The sequence below is a fragment of the Parasphingopyxis sp. genome, from assembly GCF_052168295.1.
In the GTDB taxonomy this organism is placed as follows: Bacteria; Pseudomonadota; Alphaproteobacteria; order Sphingomonadales; family Sphingomonadaceae; genus Parasphingopyxis.
Window position 1 is genome coordinate 49477 of record NZ_JBQLZN010000067.1, and the last position, 22741, is coordinate 72217.

Consider the following 22741-nt stretch of genomic DNA (forward strand, 5'->3'; position numbering starts at 1 on the left):
GCGAACGCTGTCCGGAGAAGCGGGCGGCTTGCCGACGGACGATCTCTGCCCGTCCTGGCCGTTCAATCACCGAGATTCAATGGCTGGTTGACCTCAAAAAAGTAGCCGTCCAGATCCCAGAAGGAGCAGCCGATCATCACCTTATGCGCGCCATCCGCGCCGGTGACGGTCCATTGATGGGGCTCGCAATGGATGCGCGAACCTAAGGTATGCGCCCGTTCGACCGTACCGCGGGCGTCTTCTGACTCGACGACGAAGATCGGCGCGCCGAAAGCGATTTCGGTGGGCAACACCCGGGGCACCGTTCGGCGCGGGTCGATCCACTCCAATAGCCCGATCATGCCAATCTTGTCATGCCGGCATTTGATAATGATAAGCCGCGTCTCGTCGCCGGCGCGCCCGGCCGCAAGCAGGTTGCCCGATAGAGTGAATGGCGCGTCCATCCAGCGAGTCATTCCGAATACCTGTTCATACCATCGGGCGGCGCGCTCACCGTCTCGCACCATCAGCGTCGTGCGCTTGACCTGATCAGCCATCGATGACCTCCATCCTGAAAGGCGCCGACGCATCTCCTGCCGAGGAGACCCGGCGATAGGCTTTGCGGGCGATCGCGAGCAGCATGAGCGACAAAAGACTCATCGTCAGCGCCACGGTGGCGAGCGACCAGTTCAGCATGGTTTCGTCGCGGAAGACCGAGTCGGTGAGCATGGCCACCGATGTCGGACCGAAAATTACCCCCATCAGCGTGATCGTCAGTAGATAGGCGGCGGAAAACTGGGCCCGGATGGCGGCAGGCGCAATATGCAATACCGCGGCCGAGGTGGTCGCTGACGACATCGCCAATGCGATCAGTGCGGGAATGAAGGCTGCCATCGACAGCTCTGCGCTGGGCATCAGTGGCGCAGCGGCGCCGAAAATGGCGAACAGGCCGACCGATATGATGATCGCGCGCAGAGGTCCGGCGGGATCCCCGGCCGCGAAGAGTCGCTCCGACAGACGGCTGCCAATAACGACGCCGAGCGGTCCGGCGATGGCCAGCCCGCCGCCATAGGTGATTCCGATCAGTTGCATGTCCCACTCCCAGACCCGGCGAAACATCTCCGGCACCCAGAAATAGGCGTAGCCGAGCACCGTCGTGATCGAGGCACCGATGAAGAGGGGCGCAATCAGCGCGCGTTCCTGCCGGACGAAGCGGAAGAGCGCATATTTCTCTCCCGGGTTTGCCGCCTTTCCGGCGCGGGGCGGTTCGGCCACGACGTAGAGCAGCGGCACCAGCAATAGGCTCGGCAAGCCGACGACGACGAAAGTGACTTGCCAGGGTTCCAGAATGCCGACGATCGGCAGGTTGATGGCAGCCGCCGAGCCGACCCAGGCGATCACCTGGCCGCCGACGAGAAATGCCAGGCCGGCGCCGATCGACTGGCCCATGGTGAAAAGCCCGACTGCGCGAAGCGCCTTGTCCCGCGTGAAGCTGTCGGAGATCAGGGAGTAGGCGGACGGTCCGAGTGTCGCCTCGCCGACGCCGACGCCGATGCGCGCCAAGGCGAGTTGCAGGGAATCGCGGCTGAGCCCGCACATCGCGGTCATGATGCTCCAGAAGGTCATGCCGATCGCGATTATGGTGCGCCGGCTGTACCGATCGGCGAGCCAGGCCACCGGGAGGCCGAGCGCGGCATACATGATGCCGAACGCCGGCCCCATGAGCCAGCTGATCTGGGTATCGGATAGATCGAGATCGGCCTTTATCGGTTCGATCAGAAGGGCGAAAATCCCGCGATCGATGAACGAGGCGATATAGGCCAGGATAAGGATCGCAACCCCGACCCAAGCGCGGGCGAGGGGGATCGGCGGCGTTTTGTCCACCTACGCCGTCACCATCGCATCGGCGGCGTCGACGAACATCCAGCGAATGCCGTCGGGCGCCGTGGCGAGCAGGCTTCTTTCTCCAAATTCATTTTCCTGTATTTCGGTCATTTCGGACGCGCCATTGGCTTCCAGCCAGCTTGCAGCCGCTTGGAGGTTTTCCAGACGCGCTGTATAGAGCGTATGACCGAGCGCGCCAGGCAGGCTGTCCGATCGCCGGTCGGGAAGAACCGTCGCGCTGTTGAAGCTGAACACGGTCAGCCGGCCGGACCGTTTCGACGCTCCCTCGCCTGATCGCGGATCGTCGAACTTGACGAGACGGAATCCTTCGCCTTCGGCGAGTTCCAATATGTCCTTGCCCGAAGTTCCGATCTCACTCCATCCGAGTTCGAAATCGCCGACGCGCTTCAGGCCGATCACGTCGTCGTAAAAGGCCAGCTGGCTGTCCGACGCGGTCTTGAGGCCCAGGCACATATGAGTGAACTGGCTGGCCCGCATCAGGCTGTGTGGCGCGACCTGACCATAAAGCGGATTATCGGTGTCCGCGCGTTCGAAGAGCACTTGCCGGAAAAAGGGTTGTGCGATTGCCATCTCGAACGCTCCGCGGATCGGGCGACAAAACGCTGTTCCGGATGCCGGAGAGCCGTCGGCCGGCATGAAATCCGGCGCATGCATCCGGATCTCCGTGCCGGCGTCGCGCGCATATTTGGCATGGGCGAACGGTCGCGCGACCTTTTCCACCAGCGCCGCGCTCCATCGGCTTCCGATGCACTTGAAGCTCTCCAGCCCCAGCCCCGGACCCGTGGGATGCTCCCACTCGATCAGCCGGACCAGGCCGTGATCCGCATCGCCATGAAACAGCCGCACCATCCTGGCACCGCTGCGAACACCGTAGAGCGCATCGGCGCGCGCGGCGTCGAGTGCGCCTTGTTGTCCAACTCTGAAACCGAACAGTTCCCAATAGCGGATGGCGTCCAGCAGATCCGGCACGCCGATACAAACGTCGAATATGCCGCCGACGACCGGCCCGTTGCGCGCTTGTTCCGTCATCCGCCCACTCCCCGCACGTCCCGTGCATCGACAAAACACCATTGGTTGCCGTCCGGCGCACGGCAGGTGAAGCTCCGCTCTCCGAATTCGTTGGCGAGGACGTCGCTCAGTTCCGTGCATCCGGCGCGGTCCGCTTCGCCGTGAACCGCCTCGACGTCGCCGACCCGCCAGGAATAGCCCGTGTGGCCCAAGGCACCCCACAAAGCGTCGTCGCGCTTGTCGACAAGCGCGCTCTCCGCCTTGAAGTTGAACAGGATGAGCCGTCCCGAGCGCTTGGCGACCCCGTCGCCGGACCGCGCGTCGTCAAATCGGATCATGTGAAATCCTTCGCCGGGCTCTAGTTCGAAAATATCTTTGCCCGATGAGCCGATTTCGTCATAGCCGAGGTCGAAATCGCCCGAGCGTTTCAACCCGAGTATATGATCATAGAATTCGAAAGCCTCGTGGGGCACGTCTTGCGTCATGATACAGCTGTGGGTGAACTGGCTCGCCTGAAACAGGCTTCCCGCGTTGATGCGCCCGTAGAGCGGGCTCGGAAAGTCGGCCCGTTCGAAAAGCACCTGACGCGCGAGCGGCTGTACGAGCGCCATTTCGAACGCCACGCCGATCTGGCCGTCGAAAGGCTCGCGATAAGGCTGGGGCGCCGCGACCGCGTCGGGCGCATGAACGATGATCGGGCCGTCATGATATTTCGCATGCGCAAACGGCCGGGCGATCTGCGCCACCTCCGCTGCGCTCCATCGGCTTCCGCGAGCCCGAAACGGCGTCATGCCGAGCCCGGGACCGGTCGGCGCCTCCCATGCGAGCAGACGCAACAGCCCGTGATCGGAATCCTGATGTCGCATTCGCACCGACCGGGCCGCCGATTCAACGCCATAGAGCGATTGCGCCTGCGTGACCGAAAGCTCGCCCGTCCAACCCATGCGGTAACCGAACATCTCCCAGTAGCGGACCGCTTCGACGAGGTCGGCCACCCCAAGACAGACATCGAACAATCCGCCGACGGCCAACCGGCCGGCTGCATCCGCCGCATTCATCGGCCGAGTCGCAGACGCAGGGTGACGCCAGCCGTCCGACCGTCTGCCGGTGTGATCTGCCAAGCCCGAGCGAAGAAGCCGTTGCCGAAACGATTCGTGGAGTCGACGAACCGGATGCCGACAGCGGGCGTACGGTCGTTGAAGACGTTGCGTACCCAAGCCGACAATTCGTAACGCTCGTTCTGGAGGCCGATCCGCAGATTGACCTTGGTCTGATCGCCCGTCTCGGCGAGGTTGGCGGAAGTGGAATATTGGCTCGACTGATACAGAGCCTCGACCCGGCCGTACCAGTCCCAATCGCCCATGGCGCCCCCCTGATATTCGAACACGCCGTTAGCCTGATGGCGCGACTGACGCGGCAGGGTGTTGCCAGACACGTCGCCATCCGGTGCGTAGCTCGGCAGTGCAATAAGTGCGGGATCGAAGAAGGTCTCGAACTCCGAATCGGCGAACGCATATCCGGCCTGTAGCGAGAAGCCGTCGCCCAAGCGCGCGATAATGTCGATCTCCAGACCGCGAATGCTCGTTTCGGCCGCATTGGTGACATAGGTGTTTGCCGTGTTGCCGGCGAGCGAAGCAGAGGAAACCTGTTGGTTTGTCCAGTCGACGTAGAACGCCGCCACGTTCGCGTTGATTTGGCCGTCGAACAAGGTCGTCTTCAGACCGACTTCGTAGGTCCAGTTCGATTCCGGATCGAAACTGCGCTCATCGGCGAATATGTTCTGACTGGAGTTGAAGCCGCCAGATTTGAACCCTCTGGCTGCGCTCGCATAGGCGAGGATGTCCGGACTGAACCGATAGGACAACGAAAAACGCGGCAACCATGTGTCCCAGCTCTCATCGAGATCGAGCGGCACGCCAGCCGCGTCAGTAAGGTCGCTGCGGAAATCGCTTTCCTCCTGAAGGTAGCGCAACTCGCCCGTCAACTCGATATCATCGCCGATTTCTTGTGTGATCGAACCGTAGATGGAGAAGGATTGGGTTGCCGTGATGGACTCGATGTTCGGCGGCGTCTGACCGAACCCGGGGAGATGAAGATTGTCGAGCAGGGTATTCTCGAAATCATAATAGGATACGCCCAGGATTGCCGAACGCGAACCGTCGGCAGCCTCGTGGCTCACCCGCGCATCGATGCTATAGTCTTGCCGGTCCGTCTCTTGCTCCCAGACCCAGAAGCGCACGGGCAGCAGGTCGGCGTCGTAATTGTAGAAGATGTCCTCGTCGGCGAAGCTCGTCGTGATGTCGAACGAGAACTCGTCGCTTATCTCGTAATTGAGAAAGCCGAAGGCGCGCAGCGAGTCCCTCTCGAACCCTTCCGAATCCGGCCCGTATCGGTACCCGTCCGGCGATCTTTCGGGCAACTCGCCGGTGTAGAAGCGCCCGCCCTCGCTGTTTGCCGGCACGAGGAACGATGTCGGGTTCGCGTCCTCGTCATGCGATGCCATGACTCGAAAACGCAGCGACAATCGGTCAGTCGGCTCGAGGCTCAGCGTGGCATTGCCGGCGATCGTCTCCTGATCGCCGATATCGACGCCGCCGGGATTGTCATTCTCGTAGAAGCCGCCCCAGGAGCGGTAGACGCCGCCGACGCGCAGCGCGGCAACGTCGCCAAGCGGTCCGCCGACCGTGCCGCGGATTTCGTAGCGGTCATGCGTGCCGATCGTCAGATCCAGCCCCGCCTCGAAATCATCGGGCGCATCGCGCGTGACGAAATTCACCGCTCCGGCGAACGTGTTGCGTCCATAGAGCGCGCCTTGCGGCCCGCGCGTCACTTCGATGCGCTCAAGATCGGTCAGGACCAGATTGAGGCTCGATCGTCCGGATATATACGCGCCGTCGATGAAGAAGCCGACCATCTGCTCTTCGCCGATCCCGGGATTGCTCATCCCCCGCATCGATGCCGTCGGGTTGAGCCGACCGAAGGGATCGTTGAACGTCAGGCCAGGCGTCAGGATCGATAGGGTCGAAATATCCGCGATTTCGGCGCGCTCGATCGCATCCTCGTCAAAGGCGGTTATCGACAGCGGCACGTCCTGGAGGCTTTCCTCGCGTAGTCTTGCCGTGACCACGATCGGAGCGAACTCCTGATCTTGAGCCCGGGAGCCAGCGTCCTGCGCCCACGCAGGCGCTCCGAGCGCCGCGATCACCGCGCCGGCAGCCGTCCCCATCCAAAAAGTGCGATTAGCCATCGAGCGTCCCCTTCTTCCCTTGCGCCTCCCGGTCGCGGTCGTTGCCCGACCGGGTAGAAGCGAACGCTAGACCGCGTTTCTCGGCTTTATCAAATTTATTGATATTATTCTGGAATATATATTACTTATGGGCTGTGATTACTTTGAAACGCCTTCGCCACTTCGTTGCCGTCGTCGACCAGCGAAGCTTCCTGCGCGCGGCGGATGTGATCAACATCAGCCAGCCGGCGCTCAGCCTGTCCATCCGCGAACTCGAAAAGGGCCTCGAAGTCCAACTGCTCGATCGGACGCCGACGGCAGTTTTGCCGACGGTGCCGGGGCAACAGCTCTATTCGCACGCGGTGGCCTTGCTCCGCGATGCGGATGCCGCCAAACGCGCCGTCGCCGGCATCGGCGACCCCGCGCTCCAGGATATCCGCTTCGGCGTGGGCAAATCGATCTGCGCGCGCAAGCTCGCGACGGCCATGCAATCGCTGACCGCGCGCTTTCCCGGAGTCCGGCTGACGGCTGTCGCCGGGACGTTCGCGGGTCTGTCCCCCCGGCTCGCCGCGGGAGAACTAGATTTCCTGCTCACCCGCCTTCCGGACGACAGGAGCGCCAGCGATTTCACATTCCGGCCGCTGTTCGAGGATTCGCACATCGTCTTCGCCGGGCCGGACCACCCGCTCGCCCGTCGCGACGCGGTATCGCTCGCCGATCTGGCGAACGCCCGCTGGGTCTATGGCGAACCCTTCGAAGAGGTCATACCGGATTGGGGCGCGCCGTTTTACGCAGCGGAATTGCGTCCGCCACGACCGGTTCTGCATGCCGATTCCTACACGCTGATCAAGGCTATAGTGTCGTCCAGCGACGCGATTTCGATAATGCCGGCGCCGGTTCTCGAATCGGATTGGCAAGCGCAAACAATATCGATCTTGAATACGCCCGATCTCGACTGGACACAGGAATGCGGACTTACGGTTCGGCGGGCACGATCGCTTTCGCCCATCGCGACTGCCTTCGTGACAGAAATCGAGACTGCCTACTCGACGGTCTAGCTCGGGCCAAAGACCGAAGCGCCGGTTTGCTCCTCGAGAAGCAACGCTTTCTTAAACTGGCTTAGGGCCTTTCCGCCGACGCAGTCGAGCTGTCTATCGCTGGCTTATCCTCAGCGGATACGGTCGAATCCAGTGCAAGGCAACTTGCCTCCGACCGCGCCGTTTGGGCAATGCGCTGGGGTCGGATTTTTTCTGATCTATTAAGGCGATTATTGACGAGAAAACGTTAGCCATGCGCAAGGCTAGTCGTTCCACTACTTGCCTTCGCCGATGATTCTCAGATCTCAATGGTATTTCCTGCCACCGATCGCCTTGGTGGGAAGTTGTCTCGTCAATCCTTCGGCCGCAAATCCAGACGGCAGTCTTGCCTCTATATTACGGTTATACATGACCCCTTGATATCCGCTTATAATGGCTTTCAATATGATGCTGATTGACGGAGATTGGGCCTTTTCGGACAGTCAGGTATCGGGATGAAAACTCGAAAAGCAGTCGTTCGTCGTCCAGCTTTTTCCGATCATTCTAGTGCAGATATTCCGTCCAGAAACGTTCGCACGCGGTCCCTGATTTCTTCGTGATGCCCCAGCAGCAAATGGCCACCACGCTCGATCTCGACGAACTCAGCGTTTGCGATCCTCTGTGACAGATCGACGCCGATCGCGAAGGGGTTGATGCGATCATCGCGCGCATGGACGATCAGCGTCGGCGCAGTGATGTCTTCCAACGAATAGGAGGCGTCAGGAGCAATCGCCGCGGCTTCATTGCCGATTCCCTCGATCCGGCGCGAGGCCGGCAGAAACGATGCAACAAGGCGATCGACCCGGCGGCGCTCCTCATCGGGCAGTCCGGCGAGCAGTTCAGCGCGCGCGTCAAATGCTTCGCGCAATCGGCTTGGCGCAAGTTTCGAAAGGGTCCAATAGACCGTGTCGCTGCCAAAGAGCGCTTCGTACAACCAGGCCGGGATGGGGCGTTCGCCATCCGGCGCGCCATGCGGTGTGAACGGCGCGGGCGAGACGAGCACTAGGCCGCTCACGCGCTCCGGGTGGCGGGACGCCAATTGCAAGGCCGGAGGCGCCCCGCCGGACACTCCCATGACGTGGACGCGGTCGAGCCCGAGATGGTCGAGGAGAGCATCGAACGCATCGGCCTGCGCCTCGGTCGATGCATCGTCCGGGAGCGGGCTGCCGAGATAGCCGAAGCGCGACGGCGCAATCGAGCGATAGCCCTCTCCGACGAAGGCATCGGCAAAGAGTAGGCCTTGGTCGAAACCGCCGCCCGCACCGTGAACGACCAGGAGAGGCGGTCCATCGCCGGCAACGGCATATTCCACGAGACCCTCGCCGGTCTCGGCAGACTGTCTCTGCGCCTCCAGACTCTCGATGCGAGCGCGCGCATCATGACCGGTCAGTACTGTCAGCACGCCCCAGAGGGCGAGGCCGAGCGCCAGGACAATGCTGGCCGCTACGATGAGGCGGCGTGCGCGACTCATTCTCCGGCTCCAACGCGAACATCTGTGATCTCCGCCTTGAAGAAGGCAAAATACGCTTCCTGCCCGAAATGATTGCCGCCTTCGACAAGGGTCGGCAGGCGATAACCGCCAAAATCGCGATACTCGGATAGGTATCCACCGAAAGGCTGCAGTCGGCAGACTTTGTCCGGATTTTCCGAACTCCACCGTTGAATGACCACCGACCGTGGCTGGCCATTGGGCGCGATGTCGATCTCGACCGCCTGTTCCAGGTCGTCATAGGTGACGATGGCGCGCGCCGTATCGGGTCCGGCGTCTTCCCATCGCACATGCGGTCCGGGCAGCAGGCTTGCCGGTGCCCAGAAGGCCGCCTCTGCGACAAGTCTGCCGAAGGCAGAGCGTCGATGATCGTCATCGCCGGCTACACGGACGACCGGCGCGAGGCCGAGCAGCCAGAAGCGTGTCCAGGACCTTGTCGGCAGCAGAACGTCCGACCCGCCGATGATCCCTGCATCGAGACGCCAGACGAATCCTTGGGGAAGCGCGATGATCTGACGGGCTTGAAAGTGGCGGTAATTGGGTTTGGCCTTGTCCCCCAGCCCGATCTGTCCGTGCATCTCCAACGCGACCACGGGCGCCAATGTCGCTCCCGGCGCAATCGTGAACGCGAAGTAGCGCTGCGCCGCCTCCGGCAGGCTGTCCGTCATCGCCGGATCGTATCGGCCCTGCGCCTCCGGCGAGGTGGACGCAAGCTTGCGCCAGGCGGCCTCATCCGCGCGCATGTCCGCCCACCGCCATAGCAGGAGCGCGATGCAAGCGATGACGATGACGGCGAGAAAGGCACCTAGGACTTTAATCATGACTTCTCGAAACTATATGCGTGCTGTGCGCGCGTTGAACCCAGTCGATTAGTTTCGTCGCATCAGACGATCCACCAGATTTCCGGCATCAAGTCCTGAAACCCTTCGGTGAGCGATTCGAACGGACCAGCGCCTTCACCCGGCTTGGTAACGCTTGTCGTCAATCCCGCAACTCAATATCTGTGACCCCCGATATCTCCGCAATGATCCCCGATGCTTTGCAAAAAATACCACCGCTTTACACCGACGAGCGGCCTGCATGAGGGCGCTTCATCAAGGCCTCGACAGGCTGAACGGCTGGCTAGTCGCGCGCCGACCGCAGGCGCCTGTCGTGTCGACACGTGCCGATCTGCAGGAGCTTGCGGCGCTCGATCCCGGCGCCTTGCATGGGCCGTTGGAACGGATCGAATTGGCGTTCACGCCGGATTATCTTTCCAAACCCGGTGCTGACCGTTTCACATTCCGCAGTGCAGCACCCTCGGGTGATCCGGACAACGACAAGGTTCACGGGATCCGCTGGCGGGCGGGGCCGGAACGCGGCGACGCTGCCGTCATCATGTTGCATGGCGGATTTGCCGCCAGCTTCATGGCCGAAAAACTCTTCGCACAGCCCTTCCTTGCGGCGGGAATGGATGTCTTCGCCATCGCCCTGCCATGGCATATGGAGCGAGCGCCGGCTGCATCCGCCTATAGCGGGCAGTATCTGCTCGGCGGCGACGTTCCCCGGCTCGTCCGCGGATTTGCGCAAGGCACGCAGGACGCCGCAGTGCTTGCGGCAGCGCTGCGCGGCTCTGGCTATAGCCGGGTCTTCGCAGGCGGAATCAGTCTTGGCGGCAATATTGCGGCACAGCTCGCACGCCTTGCCGAGCTTGACGGGCTTTACATGCTCATCCCGGCTGCCGATCCTCATGTGACGATCTGGCAGACGCCCATTGGCGCCGGGATCGTCCGCGCCGCCAGGTTGGCCGGGTTTGCCGATGACCACGTCGCCAGGGCCATGCGCCTGATCACGCCGCGCCTCCTGGAGCCGCCGCGCACGAAGGCTGCGCGCATGGTCATCGTCCATGGCGAACACGATCTTCTTTGCCCACCCGGACCCATTTCGGCGCTTGCCGAAGACTGGAACATTCGCAATGTCCGGCGCCTTCCGGCCGGTCACAGGACGTTCGGCCTGCACATATTCAAGGTCAGACGGATGCTGGCCGAATTCATGCGGAACCTCGCGCCGATTGGAGGTCTGAAACCATGAGCGGCGATACACTTCACACCTCTTCAATGCATCGCATGCTATGCGGCCCGCTGGGATGGCTGCTGACAACGGGCCTGTTCAACAATCTCAAGATGGCCATGCTGCCGCGCGAATTCCGCATGGCCCGCGCGCGTTCCGTTGCTGTCCTCCATACCGATCCATCGGACTTTCTCAACGCGCTCGGCGCGACCGACGCGGCGCGGCGTCGTCTGGAAGGCTCGGCCACCAAGGCCCTGACCGAGTTGGCGCACCGGCGCGCGGCATTGCAGCCGGTCGAAGCGCAATGGGAGGACGCGGTCTGGGGCGGCGAACCTTCCGATCCGTCGACGCTCGTGGCGCTGGAAGAAAAGCGCCGCGCACTTTCGGAGGCAGCCCTGAAACCCGGAATGCTCTTCCGTTTCCTCTGGAAGGAGCCGAGCATAGCGCCCACCGGGTTTGCAACACCCGATCCGGCGGAAGCGCTGAGCCAAGCGACAGGCTGGTTAGAGAAACCGGAACTTCTCTATGCCGCCCCGGAGGCGCCGGCGGCCGTGGAACGGTCCGCGTCCATCCCGGGCCCCGCGGGACCGGAATATCTGATCCGGTTCCGCTCGCCCTCGCCCTTTACCGACCGCGACACCGTAACCGCTCGGGTGTACCAGCCAGCGTCTGGCAGCACAGATGCGCCCACTTTCGTGTTCGGCAGCGGTCTCGGCATGGTTTACGACCTCATCGGCTACTGGCCGGAAGAGGACTATATGGCCCGCCGGCTTGCCAGGCGCGGCGTTCGGACCATCCTTCCCGAATCGCCATGGCATGGGCGGCGGGAGCTTCCGGGACGCTACAGCGGTGAGCCCTATCTCGCGCGCGCTCCGGTTTCCATTTACGAACTATTCTCGGCACAGGCGCGGGAGACCGCCGCGATCGTCGCGTGGGCGCGATCGGAAGGCGCGCGGCGCGTTGGCGTCGGCGGGGTAAGCCTTAGCGGGCTCGTTGCTCAACAGGTGGTCGGCCATTGCGGCGCATGGCCGGAGGCGATGCGGCCCGATATGGTCTTCATCGGCGCCGGCTCGAGCCACGTTGATCAGGTGGTGGTGATGGGCGATCTGTCGGAACGGCTCGGCATGACCGCGGCGGTCAGGGGCGCCGGATGGACGGACGCCTTGCTGGCGAAGCTTCGTCCGCTGCTCGATCCGCCGGAAACCCCGGCCATTCCTCCGGAGGCGATCCTCACCTATCTCGGCAGCCGTGACCGCTCGACGCCTTATGCGCTGGCAAGGCAGTTGCTCGATCGCTGGAAGGTGCCCGAGCGCAACCGCATCGTCCACGATGCCGATCATATGGCGCTCTATACACGCCTGATCCGGAGCGACGAGGCCGCGTCGCGTATCGCCGACATGCTCCAGTGATTGCACGAGGACCGGCTGACCCTGAGGACGTCATCGAAACTTCGGTTGCGATCGATCGATTTCCGGTTCGGTTTTGCGCAGAATTTATGCCGTTTTGAACCAGTTCTCGCCGCTCACCAGGTGGAACAGGATGAAGCCCGAAATGAACGACATCGTAGCCCGGGCAACGTTACTGGGTGCGGCCGGGATAGCTTGAGCCAGAATGCGCTGGAGCGATTCGATTTCCGTCTCCTGCGCGCGCGACGCCCAAGCTTGCAACTCCGGTGTTCGGGCCGCCAGCAAGACCAGATGAAGATGTGCAATCGTCGCTTGCGGTCCTTCGGCAAGATAATAGGGCAGCATATTCTCAATCATTTCGGGAAGCCACGACGCCCCGTCCGTCATTGTCGCCAGAATTCGGCTAGCGCGTTCGCGGACCCGCGCACGGATTAAGCCGTAAACGCCGGCCAGAATATCGGTTTTCGAGCGGAAATGGTAAGTCGTCGAGGATAGAGATACGCCGGCATGTGCTGCTATCGCACGATGCGTCGGGTCGTCGCCTCGCGCCAAGATGTCCAGCGCGGCCAGTATGATCCGGTCACGCGGGCCGTCCGGATCGCTGGCGGCAGACTGCCAATGCGCTTTCCCAAAATGTGGCAAGGGTCTCGAGACCAAATCGCGCATGCCATCGACTAGCCGTTGCGATTGCCGGTCCGGTGAGCAGTAGAGCCCTATGCGGTCGCGCAACCCCGCCGGGCCGATCGGCGAGCGCGGCAGCGGGCTTTGCTGAAGGAGTTCGCCGAATACAATAATAATCAGCAGTGTCGGATGTTCGGCCTCCGTGGCGCCCACCGCTTGATACAGATTGCGGGCGATGGGTTCGAGCAGCGGCGCATAGGCGGCGTCGGCGATCGCCAGCGCCGCCAGCTCCAGCAGACATTTGCCCGGATTGTTGGCATCGGTTGTCAGCCATTCGACCAGCCGGACTACGGCGTCTTCGCGTGTGTGAAGCTGCTGGTCGGCGACTTCGAACGCGCTGGCTATGTCGCCGATCTCATCGGCAATCTCGTTTGCGATCACTCGCGCGCTTGCCAGTACCAGCTCTTTGCGTGTCGGATAATGATGGGATACGAGCGATTTGCCCTCCCCCGCCTCTTGCGCCACGCCGCCGAAGCTGATCGCGCGCGGACCGTTCTGCCGCCACAGCTCCGCACCCGCATCGGCAAATCTCTCGATCACCTTGTCGTGACGAATTGCAGGCAAAGCCACTCTTCCCCTTTCCGGCCCCATGAAGCCGCCATACTGGACGACAGTCTTACGATGAAAAAGCCTTTTACGAGTTTTCTGCATCGAGTCATCTAAATGTCACTGGACGATAGTACCAGCCGATTGTTGAGAACGCCACACGGCGTTTCGGGTTAAAAGAAAGGTTGGGGGAATGACAGATCGACGCGAGCGAAGCAGGCAGAAGAACAATCCCGCCGCCCGCCGATTTTTGACTGCAGTGGCGGTATTTCCGCTGCTGGCGCCCACAGGTTTGAATGCGCAAGCACCGGACGACTCCATCGTTGCAGAACCGATCATCGTGACAGCGAACAAGCGCGACCAGGCGGAACTCGATGTGCCGACCAGCCTGGAGGTGCTCTCGGGCGAGACGCTGACCGCCGCCCGGATCACCCGCGTGGAAGAGCTTGCGGCGTTAACGCCGAATGTCGATGTCGCCGAATTCTCCGACGGCCAGTATCGCCTTATCTATCGCGGCGTCGGCGCGACCGGGACGTCCGACAATCAGAATTTCAACACCGCCATAGACTCGGTAATCGTGCCTTATGGCCGGGCCTATCGGCTGCTCGACATTGAGCGAGTGGAAGTATTGAGGGGGCCACAAGGTACGCTGTACGGGCGAAACACCAAGGCCGGCGTCATCAATATCGTCACCAACGATGGCCGTACCGGGGCACCCGCTCGCCTCGTGGTCTCCTATGGTAGCCGGGATACTGCGAGCCTTTCCGCGGCCGCGGGTGGCCGGATCGACAACAGTGATCTCTTTTTTCGGGCCGCCGGGCGTTATGAACGAACCGACGGCTTCGTGACCAACCCCGTGCTCGGGCGGACGGACTCGCACCGCAATCGCAATGGAACGGCACGCGCGACCTTTGGCTGGGAAGGTGGCGACTGGCTCGTCCGCGCAGCCATCACTTACGACGAATATCAAGGCTTCTCCGACGACCTGACGCCGATCGACACGCCGCGCCAAAGCCCCGCGCCTGATCTTGGGGAAAGCGATGGCCGACTTATCCTCCCGGTGCTCACCATAGAGCGAACCGGGCCGATCACCGTCAGCGCGACGACCGCCTTCGCTTCCACGCGGAGAAACCTGACTGTATCCGCCGTCATCAGCCCGGTGCTCATCGGCCAGTTCGACGAATATGACAGCTTCTCCCAGGAGCTTCGCCTCACCGGCGAAACGATGCTTTGGAACGGGCCGTTCGAATGGATTGCCGGCGCCTATTATCTGCGGGAACGCAATGTGTTCCGCAGCACGATCACTTTCACCCCTGCCGATTTCCTTTTACTCGACCAATGGCAGGAGCGGACGACGCGAGCTGGCGCGTTGTTTGGCGAGCTAGTGTATGATGTCGCGGATCGCTGGCGGATAACGGCCGGCCTGCGTCTTGCCGTGGAAAACCAGGATGTCGACTATCGCGCCGCGCCGACATTGCCCGAAGAAAATTCCGAGGAGACCTACTGGACGCTGCAGCCGAAATTGGCCTTGGCTTATCTGCTCGGCGGCGATGGTCAGATTTATGCGACGGTGACGCGCGGCTTCCGCGCCGGCTCGGTCTTCATAGGCAATGCGCCGACCCGCGATGTCAGCTATGATCCGGAAAATACCTGGCAGTATGAACTCGGATACAAGAGGCAGTTCGCTAATGGGCGGTTTCAGCTCGAAACCGCCGCCTTCTACATCGACTGGACCGACCTTCAGGTCCAACGCAGCGTGATTACGTCCACCGACCCGTTCACGATCGGAACAATCGTCGACAACGCCGCCCGCGCACGCAGTTGGGGCTCCGAAGCCTCGTTCGAATGGCGGCCCGCCAATGCCGCCAATCTGTTCGTGCGCAGCGGCTTCACCAATGCGCGCTATCGCGATTATGAACCGCAGCCCGGTCTGTCCTTTTCCGACAATCGCATCGAATCAGTGCCGGAATACACGCTATCGGTCGGCGGCTCCTGGCGACCGGTCGAAGGCCTCGGTGCGGGTGTCGACCTGACCCATGTCGGCCCGATGCCCTATGACGCAGCGAACAGTTCGATCCAGTCGAGCTATACGCTGCTCAACGCGCAGATCTCCTACGATTTCGGCCCCGTCAGGGTTGCACTGGTCGGTCGCAACCTTTTCGACGAGGATTATGCCACCCGCGGCATCGTCGCGGCGGGTTCGACCCTCGCGCATTTTGCGCGGCCGCTGACCGTGACCGGCGAAGTCAACGTCCGATTCTAACAGGAAGCAGCAGTCATGGACGATACACGGCGAAATTTGCTGCGGTTGCTCGCCGCGGGAGTCGTCTCCGTGACGGCCGGCGCCCGCGCCGCGCCTGTTGCGCGGATATTACACGGCGGTGGCGAGGATGCCCTGCGCGACTTTCCCGAAGGCGTAGCGTCGGCCGATCCGGAACCGGGCTCTGTTATCCTATGGACCCGTGTCCGGCCGCCTGAAGAGGGCGGCGAGGTTCGACTGGCAGTCCAGCTTTCAGAGCAACCGGACTTCTCAACCGTCATAGCGGAGCAGATGATTGAGGCCTCGGCTGCTTTGGATCACACGATCCGGGCTGCCATTCATAGGCTCCAGCCGTCATCGTATTATTATTACCGGTTCGTAACGGCCAGTGGCGCCGCATCTCCCATCGGCCGCACCCGAACCGCACCCGATCCGGATATGCCGCAGCCATTTCGCTTCGCTACCGCTTCCTGCCAGAATTATCAGACCGGCTATTATCATGCCTATCGCACATTGATCGAACGCGAGCGCAGCGGCGAGGCGCCGCTCGATTTCGTGCTGTTCCTGGGCGACTTCATTTATGAGATGATCTTTCGCGGCGGCGTACGGCCGCTGACGCTCCCAGGCCGCGCCTGGGAGACGTCTGACGGGATTTCCGGCACGGAACTCAGCTATCAATATGCCGAGAGCGTTGACGATTATCGCTATCTCTACCGTTCCTATCTGGCCGATCCGTGGTTGCGTGCGGCGCGCGCGCGCTGGCCGTTTCTGTGCATCTGGGACGATCACGAATTCACGAACGACGCCTGGCAATCAATGGCGACCTATACGGATGTCGGAGAGCCGTCGCAGCGTCGCCGCGTTGCCGCCAGCCAAGCGTGGTTTGAATATATTCCCGCGCGGTTGACGGGCCCGCTCGCGCACGATTTTCGCGCCACCACGGTCGAAGACGTCGATTTCGGACACGGGACGGGCATAGACCCGGCGGATGAACTCAATAACCGCGCTGCGATCGACGCCATCGCCCTGCCGCGAAAGCTGCGCTGGGGCGGGCTCGCCGATATTATTCTGACCGATAGCCGTTCCTATCGCTCCGAACCGGCCGTACCTGCGGAAACCGCTAAACAGCTTTCGCTCCATGCGAGGGCACTGCTCCCGCGCAACGTGATTGAGAGTTTCGATGCCGGCCGCACGGCCAATGGCGGCGATCCGGCGGCAACAATAGAGCATCAAGGCCATTCGCTGATCAATACGCGCATGGATGCCGAACCCGGCTCGATGTTGGGAAGCCGGCAGTTTCGCTGGCTCACCGACAGCCTGTCGGGATCCCCCGCAGCCTGGAAGCTGTGCGCAAGCTCCGTACCCGTGCTGCCGCTGGGGCTGGACTTCCGGTACGATATCGAGAGCGGCGAAACCGTTGACGATGAGGTTGTTTTCACGATCGATTCTTGGGAAGGCTATCCAACCGAACGCAAGGCACTGCTCGATCATATTGCGGCGGACGACATATCGGGCGTCGTATTTCTTTCCGGCGATCATCACATGCACATGGCCGGCACCCTCAAAACGGACCGGCAGATGGATTCGGAAAGCATCGCTAGCGAATTCTGTGTGGGCGGCGTGAGTTCGACGAGTCTGGGCGATGTGTTGCGCGGCTTCGTACAAGGCCGGATGCAAGGAAGTCTCGCCGCGCGCCTGATCGGCGGACCGGATGACGAACCGGGGCCGCGCTGGATGAATTTCTCCTTTATTTACGGCCGAGAAGCCTCCGAACGTTTGCTTCGCGATCACGCAACCGGTCGGTCGCTTGATCTCGATCACCTTCAGAAATGGCAGGAGCATTTGCGATTCGTCGACGTGCAGTCCTATGGCGTTGCCACAGTTTTGGTCGAGAGCAAAAACTTGACCGTGACCTATGACGCCTATGAGGCCAATCAGATCGCACAATCATATGAGTCACCCCAACGGCCAGTCTATCGCGCTACGTTGAATGTGATTCGAAATGCAGCCGAAGCCAGACTATTTTCCGAGCCCACGTTCGAAGGTCGAATTCCGTTTCCATATGCATCACAATGAAGTTGATTGACACTGGGAAGTTTTACTCTCGATATCCGACGAATTCGCGGACGCAAGGTTTGGGGCCGCAAGCGAACGGTTCGCTGAGATTTAGCCTGCCCCATCAGGGTGGTCCACCGGCGGAGTGCGATATCGAGGGAGATCGCTTGGCCGGCGCCTCGGATTCCGACAGATCGGCGGTGTCGCCAAGGACGATGCCTCGGCGATCATGGCAGAGTGCGATCGATCATATGCGGATGCCGAAGATCTCAAAGCGCGCACGCGTATCTTCGTCAGCGCGATCCAGAAGCTTGCTGCGGCCGATGCCTTCCGCCCGATCGGCCTCGACCGCCGCCACGCGCTATGGGACAGTCGCGCGAGCGAACAGGCGCCTGACCTGCCAATCTTCACCTTTGCCGAGAAACGCGATGAGGGCAGTGAGACGCCAGTCCTGCGGCCTGAAATGCCGATCTGCGAACATGTCGTCGCCGATTATCAGACGATCCGGCTGTCGCTAAAGGCGCATCCGTTCGAATTCCTGCGCGGCGACGATAAAGTACGCGGCTTCATCCGTACCGCAGCCTTACGCAAGAAATTCTTCGGAGGCCGGGTGCACGTCGCCGGTATTGTCCTGATCCGTCAGCGGCCGGGCAGCGCCAAGGGGGTCTGCTTCATCACACTCAAAGATGAAAGCGACATCGCTAATCTCATTGTCCGGCCTCCAACGCCATCCGCGCAACGTGCAGATTATTCCGAAATCGCGCGATTTTCATTGATGCAATTCTAGCACTGGACTTTTGTTATAGTGAGAGATGTAAATGTTTGATCAACCAAGCGATTCCGCTGCTCGCCGATATACGAGACTCGGCATGACCTTGTTACCACGATCACGCTACGGCAACCGGCTCCGGAAACCATGACACTCACAGGACAGATAGTATACGCAATCCGGTTACCGGGACAGTTCATCGAATGGGACTTGCAGCGTATCGCCACCAAAGAAGCCCTTAAGGCGTCCATACTCGGTTGCCCCGATTAGCTGAATTTCGCATACGCACCAGATATCGCCGTCGGAGGTGTGGTGCGGCGTATCCATGGTCTTGACGTGAAAACGGGTGTCTTGCTCGACGAAACTGTTTACCGAAACCGTCATCGCGATTTCCCCTTGGAATATCCCGCTCGCTTCCCAGCGCTCGGTGACCTCGTCGACTCGTTGGCCGAAAAGACCATAAATCGATTTGCCGCGCAGCTCGTCATTGCGATGGCCGATCTGATTGAGCGCGGACTGGCTAATCTCCAGAAACCGCGCGCCCGGGGCAACCAGCGATGACGGCCAAAAAGCGTTGCGAACACGTTTGCGTATCACCTGATCTTGCCGATCGGCCATGCCGACGCGATGCATATCGAGCAGAACTCGACGCAGGCGAATGCCGGGTTTGTCGATATCCCGCTCCCAGCGCGATATCGTGGTCTGGTCGACACCAAGATGCTCGGCCAGCACCGACTGGCTCCAGCCGCGGCGCGACCTGATAGTCCGAACCAGGCTTGGCCAATGGGAACGAACCGTATCCATCACTCGGTCGCCTTTCGCCGGAATACGAGGTCGCGTTAGGTGTTTTCAGGCGCAAACGTCAACTTTGTGTAGTCCACCCTTCCTCTAACGGTAAAGTCTCTGCTCTATCTTTGGCCCCAGCATGAGGGGTCAAAAAATTATGAAATTGCAATCATTTAGGGTCGAAATAGGTCCTGCGAATCGAGTCTTGAACCAATTGCTTCGTGCCGCGTTCTTGGCGGCCTTTGTTGCTCCTGCGGCCCAGGCTCAAACCCGCACAAATGTGACGATGGTTGGCGATGCCATAGTCGTTACCGCAACGCGGAACGAAACGGCGATCGACCGTATACCGGCACAGATCGACGTGATCGACCGGGAGGAGATCGAACTCAACAACATCCAGACGCTAGCCGATGCGCTGGCATTTGTACCGGGCGTCAATGCGGTGCAATCGGGGCCGGCGGGATCGATCACCTCGGTTTTCGCAAGGGGCTCGAATTCGAAACATACGCTCGCGCTTTTCGATGGCATTCGACTCAATGACGCCTCGGCGCCAAACGGGCAGTTCAACTTCGGGCAGGATCTGCTGGGCGATGCCGAGCGCGTGGAGGTCGTCCGCGGTCCGCTCTCGTCGGTATACGGGTCCGATGCGGTGGGCGGCGTCGTCAACATCATTCCGCGGATCGGCGCGGATAAATCCTTCGCGCCCTATTTCGAAGCATCGGCCGGCGATTTCTCGACATTTCGCGGCGTCGTCGGCGCCGCAGGTACGATGGATCGGCTGCGGTACAACTTCACATTCGAAGCGCTGGATACGGACGGTTTCGACGAGATCCCCGAGCGCATGTCCACCCGGACCGGGGATCCAGACGGCGCGGACTTCATCGCGGCCACTGTTTTGGGAATCTATGAGTTTGGTGGAGGCTTTTCCGGCGAGGCTTTGCTGCGCGTGCGTAATGCCGCGTCCGAATTCGACACATTTTCCGGCGGGCCAACCGGTTTCCAGCGCGCCGACGATCCGGACATCGGAGTCGATGAGGACAATTACACGATATGGCGGATCGGCGGCATCTGGACGAGTCCGTCGGGCGGGTTCGAAACCAAGCTTCGCGTCGGCCAGGTTCTCAATGAACGTCAGTCTATCGACGACGGCATGATCACGGACACTGCCGAGGGCGAAAGGACCTTTGTCGAATGGCTGAACAGCTGGACGCCGAGCGATACCGGCGGACTTATCGACCCTGTAATTTCCTTCGGCGGTCAGTATCAGTTGGAAGAGATCGCCGTCGATCCGCAATTCTCCAATCCGCTGTCGCGTGACGAATATAGCTATGGGGCGTATCTGCTCGCCACGATCGGCATAGGCGGTATTGTCGATTTCACAGCATCGGCGCGTGTCGACGAGTTTGAGGATTTCGGCACGCAGGGCACCTATAATGTCGGCGCTGTCGTCCATGTCGATGGAATCAACACGAGATTTACTGCCGCCTGGGGCACGTCGTTCAAGGCGCCGACGCTGTCTGAGCGCTTTTCATCCTCGCCTTTCGTCACACCCAATCCCGATCTCGAACCGGAAGACGGGGAGACCTGGGAAATCGGTTTCGAAACCCGCATTCCGATCGGCGGCCGGGACGATGCATGGCGGTTCGGCCTCACCTATTTCGACAGCCGGATCGAAAACCTGATCGAAAATGTCTTCGATTTCGTCAATTTCACCGGACAGAACCAGAATGTCGGACTGGCCGAAATCGACGGCTTCGAGGTCTTCGCCGATGTATCGCCGGTCGACCAGCTGAGGCTGCGCTTCGACTATACCTATACGGACGCCATCAACGCCAACACCGGCGCTCGCCTGTTGCGCCGGCCCAAACATTCCTGGTCCGCATCGGCGGAATGGAACCCGCGAAACAATGTCCGGCTTTCGCTGCGATATCTGGACGTTGGTCGGCGCGCGGACATAACCTATGACGATGACGGGTTTTTCCTCGCGGTCGGCGATCTGATCGACGGCTATGAGATCGTCACTCTGGCCGGTGCGATCGGCCTGACCGACGAAATGGAAGTGTTTCTTTCAATCAACAATCTCTTCGACGAGGTATATGAACAACCCGAGGCCTATCGCGGCGCACCGCGATCCGCTTCGATCGGCGTGCGCGGCCGGTTCTAGCGATGATCTGCACCCGGTCCGCCCGTTTCTGGCGTATTTGCGGCCTCAGTTTCTCGGTAGGGGCGCGCTTCGACTGGGACGGCGAGACATATGTCTTGCGCAAGACGCTTTCGATACCGCCACCTTGCATATGAAGGACAAGCCATGCTGATCTCTGTTTTCGCTCTCCTCGTGCAACTCGCCTCGGCCGCCTCGCCTATCGATACGTCCACGCGTCCGACCGATTATCTCCATTGCCTGAACGACGCCGACGTTACGCTGGTCAGCGGTCACCGCGGTGGCCCCGAACCCGGCTATCCGGAAAACGCCATCGAGACATTCGCACACACGCTATCGCGCGGTCCCTTTCTGCTTGAAGTGGACGTGCGGCAAACTGCGGACGGTGTCTATGTATTGATGCATGACGAAACGCTGGATCGCACGACCACGGGCGAGGGCCGTCTCGATGCTACGGACTGGGCAACGCTCCAACGTTATCGGCTTGTCGACAATGACGGCGCTGAAACTGCGTTCCGTACGCCCAGCCTCGCCGAAGCACTGGAATGGGCCGAAGGACGCACATTGCTTCAGCTCGACGTCAAACAGGGTGTCGACATCGCCGATCTTACCCGCTTCGTTGTCCGTTCCGGCGCCCGCGATCGGGCGGCAGTCATTGCCTATACGGTGGAAGATGCGCTAGCGGCTGCCGCTGCCGATCCCCATATCTCCGTGTCAGTCGAAATTACGAGCGCGGAGCAGCTCGACACGCTGCGCTCCGCTGGGCTCGACGCCGATCGCCTGATGGCCTGGACCGGCGTCAGCGCAACTCCGTTGCCCGAGCTTTGGTCGATGCTCGACGAACAAGGCGTTGTCGTCGCCTTCGGTTCGCTCTGGTATATAGACAATGATGTGGCCAATTCCGGCGATACGTCGATCTACCGCAGGCTCGCCGATATGGGTGTCGATATCCTTTCCAGCGACCTCCACCACATCGCGTTCGATGCGATCGAGTCCGATCAGAACGCCCGGGGCGCAGTCGCGTTGTGCACGGCAAGTCTGGGGAACGTCGGCACGGATCGTTAGGGTCACTGGCTGCGGCATGCGCGCCGTGGTGAAGCATAATGATCGGCGCGTCTTATTCGCTATGGCGAGGGCGAACCGCCGAACGTCCTAAAGAATGTTCTGTTACGGCTGGGGATGGCGGCACCCGGGTCGACGGCTTCGCGACCGTCGACACAGTATCGGCCCATCGCCTTTCATCTTCTCAACTAAGGAATGTGACGGTCAGAGATTAGCGGTCATGTCTGAGATGATCTATATCATCACCGCGATCTACCGGAGTGCAATGCGCCTCGAGAGACTC

The 22741-nt window shown here is 61.1% G+C and carries 17 protein-coding genes; 8 read left to right on the forward strand and 9 right to left on the reverse strand.

Annotated elements, in window-relative coordinates; genetic code table 11:
- Positions 1-62: 62 nt before the first annotated feature.
- The 5 genes from ACTS1Z_RS11095 to ACTS1Z_RS11115 are packed head-to-tail and all read right to left on the reverse strand — an operon-like array spanning position 63 to position 6139.
- A complete protein-coding gene (locus ACTS1Z_RS11095) occupies positions 63-536 on the reverse strand; it encodes a VOC family protein (RefSeq protein ID WP_442624528.1) in 474 nt (157 codons plus the stop codon).
- Entirely contained in the window at positions 529-1863 is a 1335-nt protein-coding gene (locus ACTS1Z_RS11100) for an MFS transporter (protein WP_442624529.1), read from the reverse strand. The genes ACTS1Z_RS11095 and ACTS1Z_RS11100 overlap by 8 nt, the downstream gene beginning before the upstream one ends.
- Entirely contained in the window at positions 1864-2913 is a 1050-nt protein-coding gene (locus ACTS1Z_RS11105) for a VOC family protein (RefSeq protein ID WP_442624530.1), read from the reverse strand.
- Positions 2910-3950 carry a VOC family protein gene (locus ACTS1Z_RS11110; RefSeq protein WP_442624531.1) on the reverse strand — a complete coding sequence of 347 codons (1041 nt, stop codon included), beginning with the start codon at positions 3948-3950 and terminating at the stop codon, positions 2910-2912. The genes ACTS1Z_RS11105 and ACTS1Z_RS11110 overlap by 4 nt, the downstream gene beginning before the upstream one ends.
- Positions 3947-6139, reverse strand: a complete 2193-nt coding sequence (locus tag ACTS1Z_RS11115) for a TonB-dependent receptor (protein ID WP_442624532.1) — start codon at positions 6137-6139, stop codon at positions 3947-3949. Before ACTS1Z_RS11115 ends, ACTS1Z_RS11110 begins: the two co-directional genes overlap by 4 nt.
- Before the next feature lie 143 nt (positions 6140-6282).
- On the opposite strand from ACTS1Z_RS11115, the gene ACTS1Z_RS11120 reads away from it, so the two are divergent.
- Positions 6283-7176, forward strand: coding sequence for a LysR family transcriptional regulator (locus ACTS1Z_RS11120; protein WP_442624533.1), 894 nt, complete (start codon positions 6283-6285; stop codon positions 7174-7176).
- 517 nt (positions 7177-7693) lie between these two features.
- Here ACTS1Z_RS11120 and ACTS1Z_RS11125 read toward each other — a convergent pair.
- Positions 7694-8665 carry an alpha/beta fold hydrolase gene (locus ACTS1Z_RS11125; protein ID WP_442624534.1) on the reverse strand — a complete coding sequence of 324 codons (972 nt, stop codon included), beginning with the start codon at positions 8663-8665 and terminating at the stop codon, positions 7694-7696.
- Positions 8662-9504, reverse strand: a complete 843-nt coding sequence (locus ACTS1Z_RS11130; RefSeq protein WP_442624535.1) for a DUF6544 family protein — start codon at positions 9502-9504, stop codon at positions 8662-8664. Before ACTS1Z_RS11130 ends, ACTS1Z_RS11125 begins: the two co-directional genes overlap by 4 nt.
- Before the next feature lie 154 nt (positions 9505-9658).
- On the opposite strand from ACTS1Z_RS11130, the gene ACTS1Z_RS11135 reads away from it, so the two are divergent.
- The gene (locus tag ACTS1Z_RS11135) at positions 9659-10753 is read left to right on the forward strand and encodes an alpha/beta hydrolase (RefSeq protein WP_442624536.1); all 1095 of its coding nucleotides are present in this window, start codon (positions 9659-9661) and stop codon (positions 10751-10753) included.
- A complete protein-coding gene (locus ACTS1Z_RS11140; RefSeq protein ID WP_442624537.1) occupies positions 10750-12141 on the forward strand; it encodes an alpha/beta hydrolase family protein in 1392 nt (463 codons plus the stop codon). Before ACTS1Z_RS11135 ends, ACTS1Z_RS11140 begins: the two co-directional genes overlap by 4 nt.
- An 84-nt stretch (positions 12142-12225) precedes the next feature.
- Here the strand turns inward: ACTS1Z_RS11140 and ACTS1Z_RS11145 are convergent, their stop codons facing one another.
- Entirely contained in the window at positions 12226-13470 is a 1245-nt protein-coding gene (locus ACTS1Z_RS11145) for a TetR family transcriptional regulator (RefSeq protein ID WP_442624538.1), read from the reverse strand.
- A 187-nt stretch (positions 13471-13657) separates the two neighbouring features.
- Here ACTS1Z_RS11145 and ACTS1Z_RS11150 point away from each other — a divergent pair, with 187 nt between their 5' ends.
- From ACTS1Z_RS11150 to ACTS1Z_RS11160, 3 genes are all read left to right on the forward strand, one after another.
- Positions 13658-15628: a TonB-dependent receptor gene (locus ACTS1Z_RS11150; RefSeq protein WP_442624539.1), complete on the forward strand. Its 1971-nt coding sequence runs from the start codon at positions 13658-13660 to the stop codon at positions 15626-15628.
- Positions 15629-15643: 15 nt separating this feature from the next.
- Positions 15644-17701 carry an alkaline phosphatase D family protein gene (locus ACTS1Z_RS11155; protein WP_442624540.1) on the forward strand — a complete coding sequence of 686 codons (2058 nt, stop codon included), beginning with the start codon at positions 15644-15646 and terminating at the stop codon, positions 17699-17701.
- A 124-nt stretch (positions 17702-17825) separates the two neighbouring features.
- Positions 17826-18467 carry a helix-hairpin-helix domain-containing protein gene (locus ACTS1Z_RS11160; protein ID WP_442624541.1) on the forward strand — a complete coding sequence of 214 codons (642 nt, stop codon included), beginning with the start codon at positions 17826-17828 and terminating at the stop codon, positions 18465-18467.
- 165 nt (positions 18468-18632) lie between these two features.
- Here the strand turns inward: ACTS1Z_RS11160 and ACTS1Z_RS11165 are convergent, their stop codons facing one another.
- Positions 18633-19253 (reverse strand): helix-turn-helix domain-containing protein, encoded by a 621-nt coding sequence (locus ACTS1Z_RS11165; RefSeq protein ID WP_442624542.1) that lies wholly within the window; start codon positions 19251-19253, stop codon positions 18633-18635.
- 268 nt (positions 19254-19521) lie between these two features.
- Between ACTS1Z_RS11165 and ACTS1Z_RS11170 the strand changes: the two genes are divergently transcribed.
- Together ACTS1Z_RS11170 and ACTS1Z_RS11175 are read left to right on the forward strand one after the other, a co-directional pair.
- A complete protein-coding gene (locus ACTS1Z_RS11170; RefSeq protein ID WP_442624543.1) occupies positions 19522-21399 on the forward strand; it encodes a TonB-dependent receptor domain-containing protein in 1878 nt (625 codons plus the stop codon).
- A gap of 144 nt (positions 21400-21543) precedes the next feature.
- On the forward strand, positions 21544-22461 hold the full coding sequence (locus ACTS1Z_RS11175; RefSeq protein WP_442624544.1) for a glycerophosphodiester phosphodiesterase family protein: 918 nt from the start codon (positions 21544-21546) through the stop codon (positions 22459-22461).
- The last annotated feature ends 280 nt before the right edge of the window (positions 22462-22741 follow it).

Coding starts and splice junctions, on each gene's coding strand:
- ACTS1Z_RS11095 (WP_442624528.1), bottom strand. CDS start 536: ATGGCTGATCAGGTCAAGCGCACGACGCTGATGGTGCGAGACGGTGAG.
- ACTS1Z_RS11105 (WP_442624530.1), bottom strand. CDS start 2,913: ATGACGGAACAAGCGCGCAACGGGCCGGTCGTCGGCGGCATATTCGAC.
- ACTS1Z_RS11110 (WP_442624531.1), bottom strand. CDS start 3,950: ATGAATGCGGCGGATGCAGCCGGCCGGTTGGCCGTCGGCGGATTGTTC.
- ACTS1Z_RS11115 (WP_442624532.1), bottom strand. CDS start 6,139: ATGGCTAATCGCACTTTTTGGATGGGGACGGCTGCCGGCGCGGTGATC.
- ACTS1Z_RS11125 (WP_442624534.1), bottom strand. CDS start 8,665: ATGAGTCGCGCACGCCGCCTCATCGTAGCGGCCAGCATTGTCCTGGCG.
- ACTS1Z_RS11130 (WP_442624535.1), bottom strand. CDS start 9,504: ATGATTAAAGTCCTAGGTGCCTTTCTCGCCGTCATCGTCATCGCTTGC.
- ACTS1Z_RS11140 (WP_442624537.1), top strand. CDS start 10,750: ATGAGCGGCGATACACTTCACACCTCTTCAATGCATCGCATGCTATGC.
- ACTS1Z_RS11145 (WP_442624538.1), bottom strand. CDS start 13,470: ATGCAGAAAACTCGTAAAAGGCTTTTTCATCGTAAGACTGTCGTCCAG.
- ACTS1Z_RS11155 (WP_442624540.1), top strand. CDS start 15,644: ATGGACGATACACGGCGAAATTTGCTGCGGTTGCTCGCCGCGGGAGTC.
- ACTS1Z_RS11165 (WP_442624542.1), bottom strand. CDS start 19,253: ATGGATACGGTTCGTTCCCATTGGCCAAGCCTGGTTCGGACTATCAGG.
- ACTS1Z_RS11170 (WP_442624543.1), top strand. CDS start 19,522: ATGGTTGGCGATGCCATAGTCGTTACCGCAACGCGGAACGAAACGGCG.
- ACTS1Z_RS11175 (WP_442624544.1), top strand. CDS start 21,544: ATGCTGATCTCTGTTTTCGCTCTCCTCGTGCAACTCGCCTCGGCCGCC.